Below are 13,766 nucleotides of genomic sequence, written 5' to 3' on the forward strand. Positions count from 1 at the left end.
GGAATATCAATTAAGCAGACAGGGCATATCTGTTTGAGAGCAGTAACCAGTACATCTACATCATCAAGTACCTCGATATCGTTGAATGATGGAAATGTACTGGCAAACTGAAAGCTGATACGATTATTTACAAGAACTGTCGGCGTTCAGTTTATTGAAGCGCGGATTACAAAAGTTAAATCAAAAAACCTTACTTCAAGCTGTTTTTCCTTCATTTCTCTGGCAATGATTTGGCACGCATGGAGATGCTAAAGAAGCTGATCTAGCAGAGTTTTGCGCTTATCTAAGTTTCGCAGATTTTTTTAAGTGAAGTGATTCAAAGTTGAATTCATATAAGTAAAAAAGCCACCTTAGTGCCCTAAGGCGGCTTTTATCTGTAGAGTGTCAATGGGATCTGAAATTAGTATCGCAATCGAATTGAACTCTATTGAATGTCTGTTTTGAAAGTAAGATTAACAATATCCCTTAGCCAAACATCCACCGGCTCTTGCCCATTGCACTGTGTTGTTGACGATGCTAGCTGTAAGTGTGAAATCATCAGCTGCTAATATCCCATTTGTTGCTGCAGGTACCATAGTGATTACTGCTGCTGTAGCCGTATTGCCTGATACAGTGCCTGATGTTACTTGACCTGATGCACCAATTGCAGCAGGTACGCCATTTGCGCCGTGCGTGCAGTTTAGTAAAGATCCTGTTGATTGATAGCAAAGTTCTAGCGCTAGTTTAAGTGGTGCTGCGGCTGAAACAACTTCACTATATCTTGCTTTTGTTGTATACGTTTGGTAAGCAGGTACCGCAACAGCAGCCAGAATACCGATAATAGCGACAACGATCATTAATTCAATCAGGGTAAAACCTTTTTGTACTTGTTGCATTTGTTGTTCTCCTTTGGGTTAAGTAAGGCACACCAAGTGTGTGTGAAGTGTCTTAAGCAGGAATCATGCCAGAATTATAAACCATATAATTAGTCAATCGTTACAGATCAAAGTTCAATCAGTTTGTAAGCATCTATAGGAATATTTTATGTTATGTTTTAAAGAATTAACAGGCATTTGATTGGCGTGAATTCAATTGCCGAAAACTACTTCCCATAGCCCCAGTACCGCCATGCGATTGTCTGTTATATGACTGCCTTCCACCCGGGTGAATTTTTGAGTTTGACCATCAATGGGAGCATTGCCGGTCATATCGGCATCGCCATTCAATCGCAAACGGTGTTGAATGCGCCGGAATTCCCGGTATGCGGAGCGTGCTTTTTCGGCAGTTTCTTTGGGGATGAGTGCCAATTCCCCCGCCAGTTTGAGAAGGGCGATATTGCCGATGTTTCCGGTTAATTCCGGGTAGCGGCCGGCGTATCCGAGCACTAAATACTGCACGATGAATTCGACATCGATAATACCACCGCGATCATGTTTGATGTCGAACAGCGGTGTTGGATTCGGATGGGCTTCCAGCATTTTCTCACGCATTTTCAATATGTGCTGTTTGAGCTCAATTAAATTGCGCGGCTTGCATAAGATTTCCTTGCGGGTGTTTTCAAAAATCTCGCCGACCCGCCGGTCGCCGACAACGAAGCGTGCACGGGTCAATGCCTGATGCTCCCATACCCAGGCTTGATGATGCTGATATTGCGCGAACGCTTCCATTGAACTGACCAGTAAGCCGGAAGCGCCGTTCGGGCGCAGACGCAAGTCTGTTTCGTACAACAATCCTGCCGACGTATGGCGGGTGAACCAGGCATTGATGCTTTGTCCCAACTTGGTGTAGATCTCGGCGGCATCCGGATGATCGTCGTCGTACAGAAAAATCATGTCGAGATCCGACGCGTAACCGAGCTCTTTCCCTCCCAATTTGCCGTAGCCGATGATTGCAAATGCAGGTTTTTCCCGGTGGCGTTTTTTCAAGCCGTTCCAAGCCAGGTTCAGCACTGTTTCCAATATCAGATCGGCCAAAGCAGTCAGATGATCGCTGAGGGTTTCGAGCAACAATGAGCCTTCCAGGTCGGTGACCAGCAACCGGAAGACCTGAGCGTGCTGAAAGTGACGCAAAACATCCATTTGCCACTCGATGACATCATCCTTGGGGTTATTGACATGATTGAGTTGATAAGCGAGTTCGTCACTGAGGGCATGCCAATCAGGAACGGGGTGGGGAGCGTCCTGCCGCAGTAATTCATCCAGCAAAATAGGATGACGCCCGAGATAGTCGCTTGCCCACCGGCTGATGCTGGCGAGTTCCGCGACGCGATGCAAGGTGTGCGGATGTTCCAGCAGGAGCGCCAGATACGATGCTTGCGGGCTGATTTTTTCCATCAATTGCAGCATGCGCTCCAGCGTGGTTTCAACCGGCGGAAGCCCGGCCACGGCTTCAATCAATAAGGGAATTAAGGTATTGATTTGCTCACGATTGGTTTCAGGCAGTTGTTGATAAAAACTGCTTTGATAAAACAACCGCAGCCGTTCCGAGATTTTGACCGGATCACTGAATCCGAGCGTGCTCAGTTGCATGGTGGCTGCTTCGGTTTGCGAAACATCCTGTGTTTCGGTTTGCCACAAATTAGCCAGGGTGTCATGTGCTGATGATTTCCGTGGAGTGGCAAAAATGAGCTCAAAGTGACGCGTTACGTCCTTGCGGTGGATGTCGAGCTGCTCCATGAAAGCCGCATAACCTGAAAATCCCATGGCTGTGGCGATCAGTTTTTGATCATCCGTATTCAGCGGCAACGTTTGTGTTTGCTGGTCGTCGAGATATTGCAGACGATGTTCCAGTTTGCGCAGGAACAGATAAGCATCGGTGAGTTCCGCGACGGTTTCCGCCGGGAGTTGCTGCTTCTTTTGCAAGCGCTGTAAGACACTGAGCGTCGGTCGGATACACAAATCCACATCGCGCCCGCCGCGAATTAATTGGAAAACTTGTGTGATAAATTCGATTTCACGAATGCCGCCGGGGCCCAGTTTAATGTTGTCGTGCATTTCGCGGCGCTCGACTTCCTTGCGCAATTGCGCATGCAAACGGCGCATCGATTCGTATGCGCTGAAATCCAGATATTTGCGGAACACGAACGGCCGGACAATTTTTTCCATCAAAACCGATTCGGCATCCGTGCCGGTGTGATTGGCAATTACCCGGCCTTTGATCCAGGCATGACGTTCCCACTCCCGTCCTTGCTTGATGAAATATTCTTCCAGCATGGGGAAGCTGATGGCCAAAGGGCTGTTTTCACCATGCGGGCGTAATCGCATGTCGACACGGAATACATAGCCGTCGATGGTCAGGTCATTGAGGCTAGCGATCAGTTTGCGGCCGAGGCGCGCAAAAAATTCATGGTTTGAAATGGATTTGGCGCCATCGGTTTCACCATCTTCTGGGTAGACGAAGATCAAATCGACATCGGACGATACGTTGAGTTCGCCGCCGCCCAGCTTGCCCATAGCGACCACCAGCAGATGTTGAATCGCATTGCTGTTTTCTCCGCGCGGAAATCCGAAGCGATCGGGTTGCGTCAACCACATTTCATGATGCCGGAGCGCAAAATTGATGGCAACTTCGGCGAGATCGGTCATGCAGGACATGACTTCGGTTAAATCGGCCAGACCGCTGATGTCGCGCACGGCCAGCCGGAGCATGACGTGTTTGCGTAGATCGCGCAGGACGCGATGCAGCACTTCCTCATCGGCAATTGGATCGGTTTGCGAATCCAGAAAAGCTTGCATTTCATCCCTGCGGAAGGGAAATAGAAGTGTTTCCTGCAGTGTGACTTTTCGTGCCGGTTCGCTGTCCAATAGGCGCTGGACATAACGGCTGAACGGTAATGCGGCGGCCAGTGTTGCAACGGTTGGTTGAGCGGTCATCGGTATGATCGAAGTGTAAAGACGCTAAGATTAGCAAATCATTTCGGATTAAGCATAAATCAAAATAGAACGTTATCAGAGTAAATGCTAGAATCGGGCTTGCTAAGTGAAATCATTGTTCTCAACAGGGTGACATTAAAAAAGAAAAATGCCAAATATAAAAGAACTTGCCGGTGGCGCCTGTTTCCTGATGGAAATATTTTGAATAATAGAACAATCGATCAACTACTATGTTAAACAATAAACAGCAAGAAGCAACGATGGAAAACAAAAAACACCAAGGCTTTCGTGTCGCTGCCATTCAAATGGCTTCGGGGCCGAGCGTATCCGCGAATCTGGAGGAAGCTGCGCGCTTGATTGAAGATGCGGCCTCCCAGGGGGCGCAGCTGGTTGTATTACCCGAGTATTTTTGTATCATGGGGATGAAGGATACCGATAAGCTGGCGGTCCGGGAGCAACCCGGCGATGGACAAATCCAGAAGTTTCTCAGTGAAACGGCAAAACGGTTGAGTATATGGCTGGTAGGCGGATCAGTGCCGTTGACCTCATCCGAACCGGACAAAGTCTATAATAGTTGCTTAGTTTATGCAGACAACGGTGAGCAAGTTGCGCGTTACGATAAAATTCACTTGTTTGGCTTGCAGCTCGGGCATGAGCATTATGCCGAAGAGAAAACCATTAAAGCCGGGGATAAAGTGGTGACCGTGGATTCTCCGTTTGGTCGCATCGGCTTATCGATATGCTACGATTTGCGTTTTCCGGAATTATTCCGGCTGATGAATAAAGTTGATATTATCCTGGCGCCCGCGGCATTTACGGCGATTACCGGTAAAGCGCACTGGGAAGTGCTGGTGCGCGCGCGCGCGGTTGAGAATATGGCGTACGTGATCGCGCCGGGTCAAGGCGGTTATCATGTCAACGGGCGTGAAACCAACGGCGATAGTATGATTGTCGATCCTTGGGGGGTCGTGATGGCGCGCTTGCCGCGCGGTTCCGGAGCTGTGGTGGCGACAATCGATCCCGAATATCAAACCAGTTTGCGAACCAACTTGCCCGCACTGGATCACCGCATTTTGCAACCCTGTTAACTGCCTGCGCAATTATTAGAACTACTTAGAATGACAGCTGAATACACAGTAGACTCAAAGGATTTTCTGGCGATCGCGGATCGCTGCCTGTTGTCGCCTTATGATATCGATGCAACCGCATTGCAGCAAGTATTGGGGCAAATACTGACGCATAAAATCGACTATGCCGATCTTTATTTTCAGTACAGCCGCTCCGAAGGCTGGATGCTGGAGGAAGGCATCGTCAAGTCGGGCAGTTTCAATATCGAGCAGGGTGTGGGCGTTCGCGCTATCAGCGGAGAAAAAACCGGGTTTGCGTATTCCGATGATATCAGCATGCCGGCATTGGTAGCAGCGGCGCAGGCCACGCGGGCCATCGCCAATCAAAGCGGTTCGCATCCGGTGCAGATTGCCAAACGAAACGCATTGGATCGGCGGACACAACTTTATTTGCCGGAAGATCCGATAGCCAGTCTCAAAGATGCGGATAAAGTGGCTTTACTGGAGCGATTGGAACGGTATACCCGGCAGCTTGACCGGCGCGTGACCCAGGTGGTTGCATCGCTTGCGGGCGAATATGAAGTAATTCTGGTAACACGCAGCGATGGATTGCTGGCAGCGGATGTAAGGCCGCTGGTGCGTTTGTCGCTGCAGGTGATCGCGGAAGAAAACGGCCGCCGGGAACAGGGCATGGCTGGTGGTGGCGGGCGTTTCAGTTATGCTTATTTCACCGATGAGATTTTGCAGGATTACGCCCAAAAAGCTGTCCATCAAGCTATCGTCAATCTGGATGCGCGCCCGGCGCCGGCGGGTACGATGACGGTAGTTTTGGGAAGCGGTTGGCCGGGCATACTGCTGCACGAAGCGATTGGGCATGGACTGGAGGGCGACTTCAACCGCAAAGGCAGTTCGGCTTTTTCCGGGCGTGTCGGTGAGCGTGTTGCGGCGCCGGGCGTTACCGTTGTCGACGACGGAACGATCCTGCGGCGGCGCGGATCGTTAAACATCGACGACGAAGGTAATCCAACGCAATGTACTGTGCTGATAGAAGATGGCATACTGCGAGGCTATTTGCAGGATAGCCTGAATGCCCGGTTGATGGATTTGCCGGTTACCGGTAACGGGCGGCGTGAATCTTTCGCGCATATTCCGATGCCGCGCATGACGAATACGTATATGTTGAACGGCGACAAAGATCCGGCGGAAATTATCGCTTCCGTGAAGCATGGTTTGTATGCGGCAAATTTTGGCGGCGGCCAGGTCGATATTACCAGCGGTAAATTTGTTTTTTCGGCTGCTGAAGCCTATATGATTGAAGATGGTAAAATCACCTACCCGGTTAAAGGGGCCACCCTGATCGGTAACGGGCCGGATGTGTTGACGCGGGTTTCCATGATTGGCAACGATATGCTTCTGGATCCGGGTGTCGGGACGTGCGGCAAAGAAGGGCAGAGTGTACCGGTAGGTGTCGGGCAACCGACATTGCGCATTGACGGATTGACTGTCGGCGGGACAGGGATTTGACGGTACGATGATAAATTGGAATGTTTTTATAACTTGTTGAAATTGATATTGGGATGCAAAAAGCATGAGTGTGGAATTAACCGGTGCTGAAATTACCATCCGCTGTCTGCAGGAAGAAGGCGTGCAGTGTATTTTCGGCTATCCTGGCGGCGCGGTATTGTTTATTTATGATGAATTGTTCAAGCAGGATAAAGTCCGGCATATATTAGTGCGCCATGAGCAGGCTGCAATACACGCCGCAGATGGCTATGCGCGCTCCAGCAATAAAGTGGGGGTGGCGCTGGTGACCTCGGGGCCGGGTGTCACCAATGCGGTGACAGGTATTGCCACGGCCTATATGGATTCCATTCCGATGGTGGTGATCAGCGGGCAAGTGCCGACAGGTGCCATTGGTCTCGATGCATTTCAGGAAGTCGATACGGTCGGCATCACGCGGCCTTGTGTCAAACATAATTTTCTGGTTAAAGATATATCCGAGCTGGCGCTGACCATTAAAAAAGCTTTTTATATCGCGTCGACAGGGCGTCCCGGTCCTGTGCTGGTCGATATTCCGAAAGATGTAACCCAGCAGAAAATCAAGTTCGTCTATCCGGATAAGGTCAGCATGCGTTCCTATAATCCCGTGACTAAAGGGAATGCGCGGCAAATTAAGAAGGCGGCTGAGTTGATCCTTAGCGCCAAGCGTCCGATGGTTTATGCCGGTGGCGGGGTGATTTTAAGTGATGCAGCACCGCAACTGACCGAATTGACGCAAATGCTTAATTTCCCTTGCACCAATACGCTGATGGGATTGGGCGGATATCCCGCGACGGACAGGCAGTCGCTGGGTATGCTGGGCATGCACGGCACTTACGAAGCCAACATGGCAATGCAGTATTGTGATGTTCTGATCGCCGTGGGTGCTCGTTTTGACGATCGCGTGATCGGCAATCCGAAGCACTTTTTCAACGAGAACAGAAAGATCATTCATGTCGATATCGATCCGTCGTCTATTTCAAAACGCGTCAAAGTGGATGTGCCGATTGTCGGTGATGTTCTGGATGTGCTGAAAGATCTGATCAAACTGCTCAAAGCTGAAAAGGAGAAACCGGATCAGGCGGCATTGAAAGAATGGTGGAAACAGATCGAGCTGTGGCGCGAGCGGGATTGCCTGAAATTTGACCGCAGCAGCAAAATTATTAAACCGCAGATGGTGATTGAGAGGCTGTTCAATGTCACCAAAGGCGATGCGTTTATTACTTCGGATGTCGGGCAACATCAGATGTGGGCCGCGCAGTTTTATAAATTTGACAAACCGCGGCGCTGGATCAATTCCGGTGGGCTGGGCACGATGGGATTCGGCATGCCTGCCGCGATGGGGGTTCAGCTTGCCAATCCGAAAGGGAAAGTAGCGTGTATTACCGGCGAAGCGAGTATTCAGATGTGCATACAGGAATTGTCAACTTGCAAGCAATACAAACTACCGCTGAAAATCATCAATTTGAATAATCGCTATATGGGTATGGTCAGACAATGGCAGGAGTTTTTCCATGGTAATCGCTATGCGGAATCGTATATGAATGCGCTGCCCGATTTTGTCAAACTGGCTGAGAGTTACGGTCATGTCGGCATGAAGATTGAAAAACCGGAAGATGTCGAGGATGCGCTGAAAGAAGCATTCAAGCTGAAAGATCAGCTGGTGTTCATGGACTTTATTACCGATCAAACCGAAAACGTTTTCCCCATGGTGCCGGGCGGCAAAGGTCTTTCTGAAATGATTCTGGTGTAGAAAAATAAATGCGACATATTATTTCTTTATTGATGGAAAATGAGGCAGGAGCCTTGTCACGCGTGGCCGGACTGTTCTCGGCGCGTGGTTATAACATTGAATCGCTTTCGGTTGCCCCCACTGAGGATCCCACTTTGTCGCGCATGACGTTGGTTACGATTGGATCCGATGAAGTTGTGGAGCAAGTCACCAAGCAATTGAATAAGCTGATCGAAGTGGTAAAAATCATCGATCTGAATGACGGCAATCATATCGAACGTGAATTGATGCTGGTCAAAGTCCGCGCAGTCGGTCCGGATCGTGAAGAAATCAAACGGCTGGCGGAAATTTTCCGTGGCTCCATCATTGACGTGACGGATAAGTCCTATACCATCGAGCTGACGGGTACAAGCTCAAAGCTGGATGCTTTTCTTGAAGCGATCGAGCGCAGCGCGGTTTTGGAAACCGTCCGTACAGGCGCTTCCGGCATAGGGCGCGGAGAATGGATTTTAAAGGTATAATTCAAGTTGTTGAAAAATCCCGGTCTTGAGGCTGGTAATCCAGAGTAATCCATTCGCTTGAATAGAATTTTCTCAATTGACTGCCTGTTTCCATCCTATTTTTGTTTAAAAGGAAAATAATGAAAGTTTATTACGATAAAGATGCAGATTTATCCCTGATTAAAGGAAAGAAAGTAACCATATTGGGTTATGGCTCGCAGGGGCATGCGCATGCTAACAATTTGAGCGAATCCGGTGTGAAAGTGACAGTCGGGCTGCGCAAGGGCGGGTTGTCCTGGGGCAAAGCGGAAAAAGCCGGATTAAAGGTCATGGAAGTTGCCGAAGCTGTCAAGGATGCGGACGTTGTCATGGTTCTATTACCCGATGAGCAAATTGGCACGGTATATAAAAGGGAAATCGAGCCCGGTTTGAAGAAAGGCGCAACCCTGGCGTTTGCGCACGGTTTCAGTGTGCATTACGGGCAAGTAACGCCGCGCGACGATCTCGATGTCATCATGATTGCACCTAAAGGGCCGGGGCATTTGGTGCGCTCGACCTACTTGCAAGGCGGTGGCGTGCCGACGCTGATCGCTGTGCATCAGGATAAATCCGGCAAAGCGCGGGATCTGGCACTTTCTTATGCAGCCGCTAATGGTGGTACCCGCGGCGGTGTAATCGAAACCAGTTTCCGTGAGGAAACCGAAACCGATTTGTTCGGTGAACAAGTGGTGCTGTGCGGTGGTTTAACCGCATTGATTCAGGCCGGCTTTGAAACGCTGGTGGAAGCTGGTTACGCGCCGGAAATGGCATATTTCGAGTGTCTGCATGAAGTTAAACTGATCGTCGATCTGATTTATGAGGGCGGCATCGCCAATATGCGCTATTCGATTTCCAATAATGCGGAATATGGTGATGTGTCGCGCGGACCGCGTATTATTACCGACGAAACGCGCACGGAAATGCGCAAAATTCTGCGTCAGATTCAAACCGGAGAGTATGCGCGAGAATTCATTCTGGAAAATCAAGCCGGCGCACCGGTTCTGAAAGCGAGCCGCCGCATTGCATCCGAACATCAGATCGAGCAGGTGGGTGCCAAGTTGCGCGATATGATGCCATGGATCAAGAAGAATAAGCTGGTAGATCAAGGTAAAAACTAAAAAATAATTTTATGGCTCATTATCCCCATCCTATCATTGCCCGGGAAGGCTGGTTACATATCGCAATCGCATTTGCTGTTGCGATTGGTGCGACAGAATTGCTCGGCTGGCTTTGGGCGCTTCCATTTTGGGTGATTGCGTTGTTTGTTTTGCAGTTTTTTCGTGACCCGCCACGCGAGGTGCCGGCGAATCAAAATGCCATATTGGCGCCAGCGGATGGCAGAATTGTGGCGGTAGAAAAAACGCAAGATCCTTATTTGGATCGCGAAGCGCTCAAGATCAGCGTGTTTATGAATGTATTTAATGTACATTCCAATCGCAGTCCGGTTGACGGTGAGGTGCGCAACAAGTGGTATTTCCCCGGTAAATTCATTAATGCAGACTTACCCAAGGCTTCGCTGGAAAATGAACGCAATGCGTTATGGATCAAAACGGATCGTGGCGCCGATGTGACCTGCGTGCAAGTGGCTGGTTTGATCGCCAAGCGGATACTTTGTCACGTGTCGCCGGGTGATCATTTGGCGCGCGGCCAGCGGTTCGGTTTCATACGGTTCGGTTCGCGCGTAGATGTTTATTTGCCACTGGATGCTAAAGTGAATGTCAATATCGGTGACAAAGTGTCGGCGACACTGACCGTATTGGCGGAATTTCGTTAAGAAGCCGGGCAGATGCCTGATGAGAGTAATGCGAATATAATTTTTGTGCGTGTGCCGGTGTCTCGAAAACCCTTTCTGGCGTAAATCGAACTCTCCCGGAGGTTGTGTTTTAATTTTTCGTGTGATTTCCGTTATTCCTATCCTTTTATGAAACGCTCATGACGCCCGATTCTCTACCAGAACGTACCGTACTGAAGGCCCGGTTGCGGCGGCGCGGCATCTATTTGTTACCTAATTTATTTACTACCGCTGCACTTTTTGCCGGTTTTTATGCCATTGTGCAGGCAATGAACGGAAATTTTGAATATTCGGCTATTGCCGTTTTCATTGCCATGGTGTTGGATGGATTGGATGGCAGGGTGGCGCGATTGACTGGCACGCAAAGCGAGTTTGGTGCTGAATACGACAGTTTGTCGGATATGGTTTCTTTTGGTGTCGCGCCGGCATTGATCGTTTACGAGTGGGCGTTGAAGGAAATGGATCAATGGGGCTGGATCATTGCCTTTATTTACTGCGCCTGTGCGGCCTTACGGCTGGCGCGCTTCAATACCAATATCGCAGTGGTCGATAAACGTTTCTTTCAAGGCTTGCCTAGTCCGGCAGCGGCTGCATTGATCGCGGGATTGGTTTGGGTAACGATTAATTTTGACATACAAGGAAGCGATGTTAAGTGGTTAGCTTCTATTGTGACTTTATTCGCCGCATTAACGATGGTTAGCAATATCCCTTACTATAGTGGTAAGGAGTTTAATTTGCGCCGCCGCGTGCCGTTTTTCACGGTCTTATTAATCGTACTGTTCTTTTTTGTATTGATTCCGAGCCATCCGCCGTTGGTATTGTTTATTTTGTTCGGAGCTTATGCTTTTTCCGGTTATGCGATTAAATTATGGCGTTTAGGCAGGGGTAAGAAAAATAGCGAAACACCCGGCACCTGAAGATTGCCTCTTGCATCGAAAGAAAAAACTATTTATAGTCCCGCCCACCATGTTTGCTAAAAGTTATATCCATTCACTGCAGTTTATCCCGGTTCCGATGGCTCTAGCGGAGCTGTTACTGCGCCTTGCGCGCTAAAATTTCTTCCCCTATTTCCCTTTCTTCCCGATAAAATTCGCATGACGAGTTTTATGATTCATTAAGGTTTTCTTCCTCAAGTGGAGAGCATAATGCAAAAGCATTTGATAATTTTTGATACGACGTTGCGTGACGGTGAACAGAGTCCTGGCGCATCCATGACCAAAGAAGAAAAGGTGCGCATCGCCTGGCAACTGGAGCGCATGGGTGTCGATGTCATCGAAGCCGGTTTTCCGGCAGCTTCAAATGGCGACTTTGAAGCTGTCAAGGCAGTCGCTGATTCAGTCAAAGACAGCATCGTGTGCGGGTTGGCGCGGGCGATTGAAGCGGATATTCAGCGTGCCGGCGAGGCATTGAGAGGTGCGCAAGCAGCACGCATACACACGTTCATTGCGACATCGCCGATTCATATGAAGAAAAAACTGCGGATGTCGCCTGACCAGGTGATCGCGCAGGCAGTTAAAGCGGTGAATTGGGCGCGCCAGTACACTGATAACGTTGAATTTTCGCCGGAAGATGCCGGCCGGTCGGAAATCGATTTTCTGTGCCAGATATTGGAAGCCGTCATTAACGCCGGTGCAACGACATTGAATATTCCGGATACGGTGGGTTACACCATGCCGGATCAATTCGGCAAGCTGATTCGAAATTTGCGTGAGCGCATTCCGAATTCTGATAAAGCGGTTTTTTCGGTTCATTGCCATAATGACTTAGGGTTGGCTGTCGCGAATTCACTGGCTGCCGTGATGAATGGCGCGCGCCAAGTGGAATGCACCATCAATGGACTAGGAGAACGCGCCGGCAATGCTTCGCTGGAGGAAGTCGTGATGGCCGTGCGCACCCGCCAGGACTATTTTCCGTGTGATACAAAAATCGATACCACGCATATCGTCTCGGCCAGTAAACTGGTGTCGGGGATTACCGGTTTTCCGGTGCAGCCCAATAAAGCGATTGTGGGCGCCAATGCTTTTGCGCATGAATCCGGTATTCATCAGGATGGTGTGCTGAAACATCGTGAGACCTATGAAATCATGCGCGCCGAGGATGTCGGCTGGGGTACGAACAAACTTCTGCTGGGAAAACATTCCGGCCGTAACGCCTTTCGTAATCGTCTGATGGAACTGGGGATTGAGCTGGAATCGGAAGAAATGCTCAACAACACGTTCATGCGTTTCAAAGAATTGGCGGATAAGAAACATGAAATCTTCGATGAAGATTTGCATGCGCTTGTTTCCGACGAAGTACTGGTGTTGCAGGAACGCTACCGGCTTATATCGCTTACGGTGCATTGCGAAACCGGTGAAGTGCCGTATGCGCGTATTGTGATTTCCGATGACGGCAAGGAGATGCGCGCCGAGTCTGAAGGCAGCGGCCCTGTGGATGCCACTTTCCGCGCGATTGAGAAGTTGTTGTCAAGCGGAGCCAAGCTGCAATTGTTTTCAGTGAACAATATTACCAGCGGAACCGATGCGCAAGGCGAAGTGACTGTGCGGTTGCAGAAATCCGACCGTATCGTCAACGGCCATGGTTCGGATACCGATATCGTCGTGGCTTCGGCCAAAGCTTATCTGAGCGCGTTGAACAAATTGCACAGCAAGCTCGAACGGGCGCATCCGCAAGTTTAACCGAGAACAGAACTGAAATGATTGATCATTGAAAGGAAGCGCAGGCGACATGAAGATGAAATATAAATTAATCGTATTATTTTATGTGACTGCCATGTTGCTGAGCTTCCCGGTTCATGCATTCCAATTCCAGGATGTGACCGGAAAAATTCATAAACTTTCGGATTACAAAGGGCGCTGGGTGCTGGTTAACTTCTGGGCCACCTGGTGTCCGCCTTGCTTGAAAGAGATTCCCGATTTGATCGCGCTGTATGAGCAGCGCAAGGATCTGATAGTGATCGGGATAGCGATGGATATCGATGATCCCAAGGTGGTGACGGATTTTGTGCAGTCGATGGCCATACCGTATCCTATCGTGCTAGGTAACCGCAAGATTGCTTCCCAATTGGATGAGGTTTCGCTTCTGCCCAGTACGTATTTCTTTGATCCGGAAGGAAATCCGGCTGCGCGTCAGCAAGGGATTATTTCACGGGAGGATATTGAACGGTTTATTGAATCAAAATCTACTGGCAATAAGGATGTCAGACGGAAACCCTGATCGATTACGTCGATTTTTCAGCCGGAATTG

General features: G+C 49.5%; 11 protein-coding genes. 9 read left to right on the forward strand and 2 right to left on the reverse strand.

Going from position 1 to position 13,766, the window contains the following annotated elements; translation table 11 throughout:
• Positions 1 to 452 precede the first annotated feature (452 nt).
• A complete protein-coding gene (locus HRU77_13385) occupies positions 453 to 875 on the reverse strand; it encodes a prepilin-type N-terminal cleavage/methylation domain-containing protein (GenBank protein ID QOJ21586.1) in 423 nt (140 codons plus the stop codon).
• A gap of 192 nt (positions 876 to 1,067) precedes the next feature.
• Positions 1,068 to 3,851, reverse strand: coding sequence for a bifunctional [glutamate--ammonia ligase]-adenylyl-L-tyrosine phosphorylase/[glutamate--ammonia-ligase] adenylyltransferase (gene glnE, locus HRU77_13390; GenBank protein ID QOJ21587.1), 2,784 nt, complete (start codon positions 3,849 to 3,851; stop codon positions 1,068 to 1,070).
• A 230-nt stretch (positions 3,852 to 4,081) separates the two neighbouring features.
• On the opposite strand from glnE, the gene HRU77_13395 reads away from it, so the two are divergent.
• The 9 genes from HRU77_13395 to HRU77_13435 all read left to right on the forward strand — a co-directional run bounded on the left by HRU77_13395 (position 4,082) and on the right by HRU77_13435 (position 13,736).
• Positions 4,082 to 4,939, forward strand: coding sequence for a carbon-nitrogen hydrolase family protein (locus tag HRU77_13395; GenBank protein ID QOJ21588.1), 858 nt, complete (start codon positions 4,082 to 4,084; stop codon positions 4,937 to 4,939).
• Positions 4,940 to 4,969: 30 nt separating this feature from the next.
• Positions 4,970 to 6,442: a metalloprotease TldD gene (gene tldD / locus HRU77_13400; GenBank protein ID QOJ21589.1), complete on the forward strand. Its 1,473-nt coding sequence runs from the start codon at positions 4,970 to 4,972 to the stop codon at positions 6,440 to 6,442.
• A 64-nt stretch (positions 6,443 to 6,506) separates the two neighbouring features.
• Positions 6,507 to 8,210 carry an acetolactate synthase 3 catalytic subunit gene (locus HRU77_13405; protein ID QOJ21590.1) on the forward strand — a complete coding sequence of 568 codons (1,704 nt, stop codon included), beginning with the start codon at positions 6,507 to 6,509 and terminating at the stop codon, positions 8,208 to 8,210.
• Between the two features lie 8 nt (positions 8,211 to 8,218).
• Complete coding sequence (gene ilvN / locus HRU77_13410; protein ID QOJ21591.1) at positions 8,219 to 8,710, forward strand: acetolactate synthase small subunit; 492 nt, start codon at positions 8,219 to 8,221, stop codon at positions 8,708 to 8,710.
• 119 nt (positions 8,711 to 8,829) lie between these two features.
• On the forward strand, positions 8,830 to 9,846 hold the full coding sequence (gene ilvC / locus HRU77_13415; protein ID QOJ21592.1) for a ketol-acid reductoisomerase: 1,017 nt from the start codon (positions 8,830 to 8,832) through the stop codon (positions 9,844 to 9,846).
• An 11-nt stretch (positions 9,847 to 9,857) separates the two neighbouring features.
• Positions 9,858 to 10,502, forward strand: coding sequence for a phosphatidylserine decarboxylase (locus HRU77_13420; protein QOJ21593.1), 645 nt, complete (start codon positions 9,858 to 9,860; stop codon positions 10,500 to 10,502).
• Between the two features lie 158 nt (positions 10,503 to 10,660).
• On the forward strand, positions 10,661 to 11,437 hold the full coding sequence (gene pssA, locus HRU77_13425) for a CDP-diacylglycerol--serine O-phosphatidyltransferase (GenBank protein QOJ21594.1): 777 nt from the start codon (positions 10,661 to 10,663) through the stop codon (positions 11,435 to 11,437).
• A gap of 228 nt (positions 11,438 to 11,665) precedes the next feature.
• On the forward strand, positions 11,666 to 13,198 hold the full coding sequence (locus HRU77_13430) for a 2-isopropylmalate synthase (protein QOJ21595.1): 1,533 nt from the start codon (positions 11,666 to 11,668) through the stop codon (positions 13,196 to 13,198).
• A gap of 49 nt (positions 13,199 to 13,247) precedes the next feature.
• Positions 13,248 to 13,736 (forward strand): TlpA family protein disulfide reductase, encoded by a 489-nt coding sequence (locus tag HRU77_13435; GenBank protein QOJ21596.1) that lies wholly within the window; start codon positions 13,248 to 13,250, stop codon positions 13,734 to 13,736.
• Positions 13,737 to 13,766 lie beyond the last annotated feature (30 nt).

The sequence above is a fragment of the Gammaproteobacteria bacterium genome (assembly GCA_015709615.1).
GTDB lineage: Bacteria > Pseudomonadota > Gammaproteobacteria > Burkholderiales > Nitrosomonadaceae > Nitrosomonas.

Bases quoted from the DNA above. Each gene is read 5' to 3' on its own strand.
- pssA (QOJ21594.1), top strand. From the start codon at position 10,661: ATGACGCCCGATTCTCTACCAGAACGTACCGTACTGAAGGCCCGGTTG.
- HRU77_13420 (QOJ21593.1), top strand. From the start codon at position 9,858: ATGGCTCATTATCCCCATCCTATCATTGCCCGGGAAGGCTGGTTACAT.
- HRU77_13385 (QOJ21586.1), bottom strand. From the start codon at position 875: ATGCAACAAGTACAAAAAGGTTTTACCCTGATTGAATTAATGATCGTT.
- ilvN (QOJ21591.1), top strand. From the start codon at position 8,219: ATGCGACATATTATTTCTTTATTGATGGAAAATGAGGCAGGAGCCTTG.
- ilvC (QOJ21592.1), top strand. From the start codon at position 8,830: ATGAAAGTTTATTACGATAAAGATGCAGATTTATCCCTGATTAAAGGA.
- tldD (QOJ21589.1), top strand. From the start codon at position 4,970: ATGACAGCTGAATACACAGTAGACTCAAAGGATTTTCTGGCGATCGCG.
- HRU77_13395 (QOJ21588.1), top strand. From the start codon at position 4,082: ATGTTAAACAATAAACAGCAAGAAGCAACGATGGAAAACAAAAAACAC.
- HRU77_13435 (QOJ21596.1), top strand. From the start codon at position 13,248: ATGAAGATGAAATATAAATTAATCGTATTATTTTATGTGACTGCCATG.
- HRU77_13405 (QOJ21590.1), top strand. From the start codon at position 6,507: ATGAGTGTGGAATTAACCGGTGCTGAAATTACCATCCGCTGTCTGCAG.
- HRU77_13430 (QOJ21595.1), top strand. From the start codon at position 11,666: ATGCAAAAGCATTTGATAATTTTTGATACGACGTTGCGTGACGGTGAA.
- glnE (QOJ21587.1), bottom strand. From the start codon at position 3,851: ATGACCGCTCAACCAACCGTTGCAACACTGGCCGCCGCATTACCGTTC.